This window comes from Streptomyces sp. NPDC002868 (assembly GCF_055563295.1).
In genome coordinates this window covers 1-3,992 of the sequence record NZ_JBVHDR010000074.1, presented here as the reverse complement: position 1 = coordinate 3,992, position 3,992 = coordinate 1, and the positions used below count along the sequence as shown (strand labels likewise).

The 3,992-nt window shown below is 67.3% G+C and carries 1 protein-coding gene; it reads right to left on the bottom strand.

Annotated features, from left to right (window positions below; translation table 11 throughout):
* Positions 1-3,992, bottom strand: a 3,992-nt coding sequence (locus ACZ3H8_RS40680; RefSeq protein ID WP_467410394.1) for an SDR family NAD(P)-dependent oxidoreductase, incomplete at both ends; no start/stop codon positions are given.

The following is a 3,992-nucleotide window of genomic DNA, read 5'->3' as shown; positions in this document are numbered from 1 at the left end:
GCATCCTTGGGCCATGGCGGTCAGCGTGCTGTCGGGGCCCAACTCCAGGAACCGGCTGACGCCCTGCTCCTCCAGGCGCTGGATGCCGTCGGCGAACCGCACCGCGTGGCGGACATGCCCCACCCAGTATTCGGGCGAGGTGAGTTCCTCCAATGTGGCCGGCGCGCCGGTCACATTGGACACGATCGCGATCCGCGGCAGCTCGAAGGTCACGCTCTCCGCGACCCGGCGGAAGTCCTCCAGCATCGGGTCCATCAACGGCGAGTGGAACGCATGACTCACCCGCAACAACGTCGTCTTACGCTCCAGACCACGGAAGTACTCGGCGATCTCCGCAACCGCCTCATCGGCACCGGAGATCACCACCGCATCCGGACCGTTGACCGCCGCCAGGCCGACCTCGCTCTCCCGGCCCGCCAGCAGGGGCAACACCTCCGCCTCCGACGCCTGGAGGGCGACCATCGCCCCGCCCGGCGGAAGAGCCTGCATCAACCGGCCACGCGCGGCCACCAGACGACACGCATCCTCCAGCGACCACACACCCGCCACAAACGCCGCCGCCAACTCACCGACCGAATGCCCCAACAGCACATCCGGCCGCACACCCCACGACTCCACCAACCGGAACAGAGCGACCTCGAGAGCGAACAACGCAGGCTGCGCAAACTCCGTACGATTCAACAGCTCCGCATCATCACCGAACACCACCCCCCGCAACGAACAACCCAATTCGCCATCCACAAACCCACACACCGCATCAAAGGCCGAAGCAAAGACCGGGAACGCCTCATACAACTCCCGGCCCATCCCCAACCGCTGCGAACCCTGACCCGCAAACAGAAACGCCGTCTTCCCAGCCCCACCCGACATACCGGTGATGACGTTGAGGGCTGGTTCCCCATGAGCCAGAGCCCGCAGGCCCAGCAGGAGTTCCTGTCGCTCCGAGGCGAGCACGACTGCCCGGTGCTCCAACGCCGACCGCGTCGTCACCAACGACAGGGCCAGGTCGCCCAGCGGCAGTTCGGGGTCAGCCTCCACGAACGACAGCAACCGCTCCGCCTGCCCCCGCAGACCATTGGCGCCGACTGCCGACACAATCAAGGGGACCACGCCCGCGGCCCCAGCGGAAGCACCGCCGTCAGCGACGAAACGGTCTGTCCCGTCAGTACTCTCGTCCGACGTGGCCTGCTCCAGGATCATGTGTGCGTTCGTCCCGCTGATCCCGAACGACGACACACCCGCCCTGCGCGGCCGGTCCACCTCCGGCCACTCCGTGTTCTCCGCCAGCAGCTCCACCGCCCCGGCGGACCAGTCCACATGCGAGGACGGCACTTCCGCGTGCAGGGTGCGCGGCAGTATGCCGTGCCGCATCGCCATGATCATCTTGATCACGCCGCCCACACCCGCAGCCGCCTGAGAGTGCCCAATGTTCGACTTCAACGACCCCAGCAGAAGCGGCCGGTCCTGCGGCCGGTCCTGCCCGTACGTCGCCAGCAACGCCTGCGCCTCGATCGGGTCGCCGAGCACCGTACCCGTGCCATGGGCTTCAACCGCGTCCACGTCCGCCGCCGACAGGCCCGCACCGGCCAGCGCCTGGCGGATCACCCGCTGCTGCGACGGACCGTTCGGCGCCGTCAGACCATTCGACGCACCGTCCTGATTCACCGCACTCCCACGCACCACCGCCAGCACCTGGTGACCGTTGCGGCGAGCGTCCGACAAACGCTCCATCACGAGCACACCCACACCCTCGGACCACGCCGTACCATCCGCATCATCCGAGAACGCCTTGCACCGACCGTCCACCGCCAATCCGCGCTGCTGGCTGAAGCCGATGAACATGTCGGGCGTCGACATCACCGTCACGCCGCCGGCCAGCGCCAGATCGCACTCACCCGACCGCAACGACTGCACCGCCAGATGCAACGCCACCAGAGACGACGAACACGCTGTGTCCACCGTCACCGCCGGGCCTTCCAGACCAAACGCGTAGGAAACCCGGCCGGAGGCGACGCTGCCCGTATTCCCGGTCAGTGCATAGGCATCGGTCCCGTCCGCAGCCTCCCGCAGACACGACCCGTATTCCTGGGCTATAACTCCCGCGAAGACACCCGTCCGACTTCCCCGCAACGACTCGGGAGCCATGCCGACCCGCTCGAAGGCCTCCCACGACGTCTCCAGCAACAGCCGCTGCTGAGGATCCATCGCCAACGCCTCACGCGGCGAAATTCCGAACAGCCCCGCATCGAACGACGCCGCGTCGTAGAGGAAACCGCCCTCCCGCACATACGACTTGCCGAGCTTCCCCGGGTCCGGGTCGAACACACCCTCCAGATCCCACCCACGGTCCGCCGGGAACCCGCCGATGCCCTCGCCGCCGTCGACGACCAACCGCCACAGATCCTCGGGAAGTTCCACCCCGCCCGGGAACCGGCACGCCATCCCCACGATCACCACCGGATCGTCTTCCACCCCCACCAACGCAGGCAGCAAACGTCCAGAAGCGTCCTCGCTGCCGAGCACCTGGGACTGGATGTGGCGGGCGAGAGCCGCAGGAGTGGGATGGTCGAAGATCAGCGTGGCCGACAGCCGCAGCCCCGTCACCGTATTCACCCTGTTGCGCAACTCCACCGAGGTCAACGAATCGAACCCGAGACCCCGGAACGTCTGGTCCGCATCGATGTCTGCCGCGGACGCGTGTCCCAGTACTGCCGCCGCTTGACCGCAGACCATGTCGAACAGAAACCGCTCGCGATCGGCCGACGCCAGAGCGAGAAGCCGCTGCTGGAGATCGGGCTGACCGCTTCCACTTGTGGTGACCTGCACGCTGCGGCGTACCGGAGTACGGATCAGGTTGCGCAGCAGCGGCGGGGCGGTCTCGGACTGGCCACGCAGCGCCTTCACATCGAGATTCACCGGCAGTACGGCGGCCCGCTCCAGCTCGGATCCGCGCTCAAGGGCGTCATCGAGCAACCTGAGTCCTTGTTCGGCGGAGAGGGGGAGCATGCCCGACCTGGCCATACGCCGCAGGTCCGCCTCACTCAACTCACCGGTCATCCCCGCACCCGGCGCCCACGGACCCCACGCCAACGACGTCGCCGGCAGCCCCCCAGCACGCCGGGACTCCACCAGAGCATCCAAGAACGCATTCGCCGCCGCATAGTTGGCCTGACCCGCACTGCCGAACGTCCCCGCCACCGACGAGAACACCACAAACGCCGCCAGATCCAGCCCACGCGTCAACTCATCCAAATACACCGCCGCATCCGCCTTCGGACGCAGCACCGCATCAAACCGCTCCGGCGTCAGCGACAAAACAACACCGTCATCCAGCACACCCGCCGTATGCACCACCGCAGTCAACGGATGCGCAACCGGAACCGCCGCCAGCAGCCCCGTCACAGCCTCCCGGTCACCGACATCAACCGCCGCAACCTCCACCTGGGCACCCAGAACGGCCAGCTCCGCCACCAACTCACCGGCCCCGGGCGCATCCACCCCACGCCGACTCGCCAGCACCAGATGCCGCACCCCGTGCTCGACCACCAGACGCCGAGCCACCAGAGCACCCAGACCACCCGTACCGCCCGTGACCAGAACCGTGCCTTGCGGGTCGAGGCTGACTGGCATCGTGAGGACGACCTTGCCCACATGCCGGGCCTGACTCAGGAATCGGAACGCGTCCGGAGCCTTCCGCACATCCCAGGCCGTCACCGGCAACGGCTCCAGCACACCCCGCTCAAAGAGATCGAGGAGCACGCCCAGCATTTCCGCGATCCGCTCAGGACCGGCGTCGAACAGGTCGAAGGCCTGATACCTGACACCCGGATGCTCAGCCGCTACCTCCAGCGGATCCCGGACATCGGTCTTGCCCAACTCCACGAACCGGCCACCCCGCGGCAGCAATCGCAGTGACGCGTCAACGAACTCCCGCGCCAGGGAGTCCAGCACCACATCCATGCCCCGGCCACCGGTCACAGCCAGGAACGACC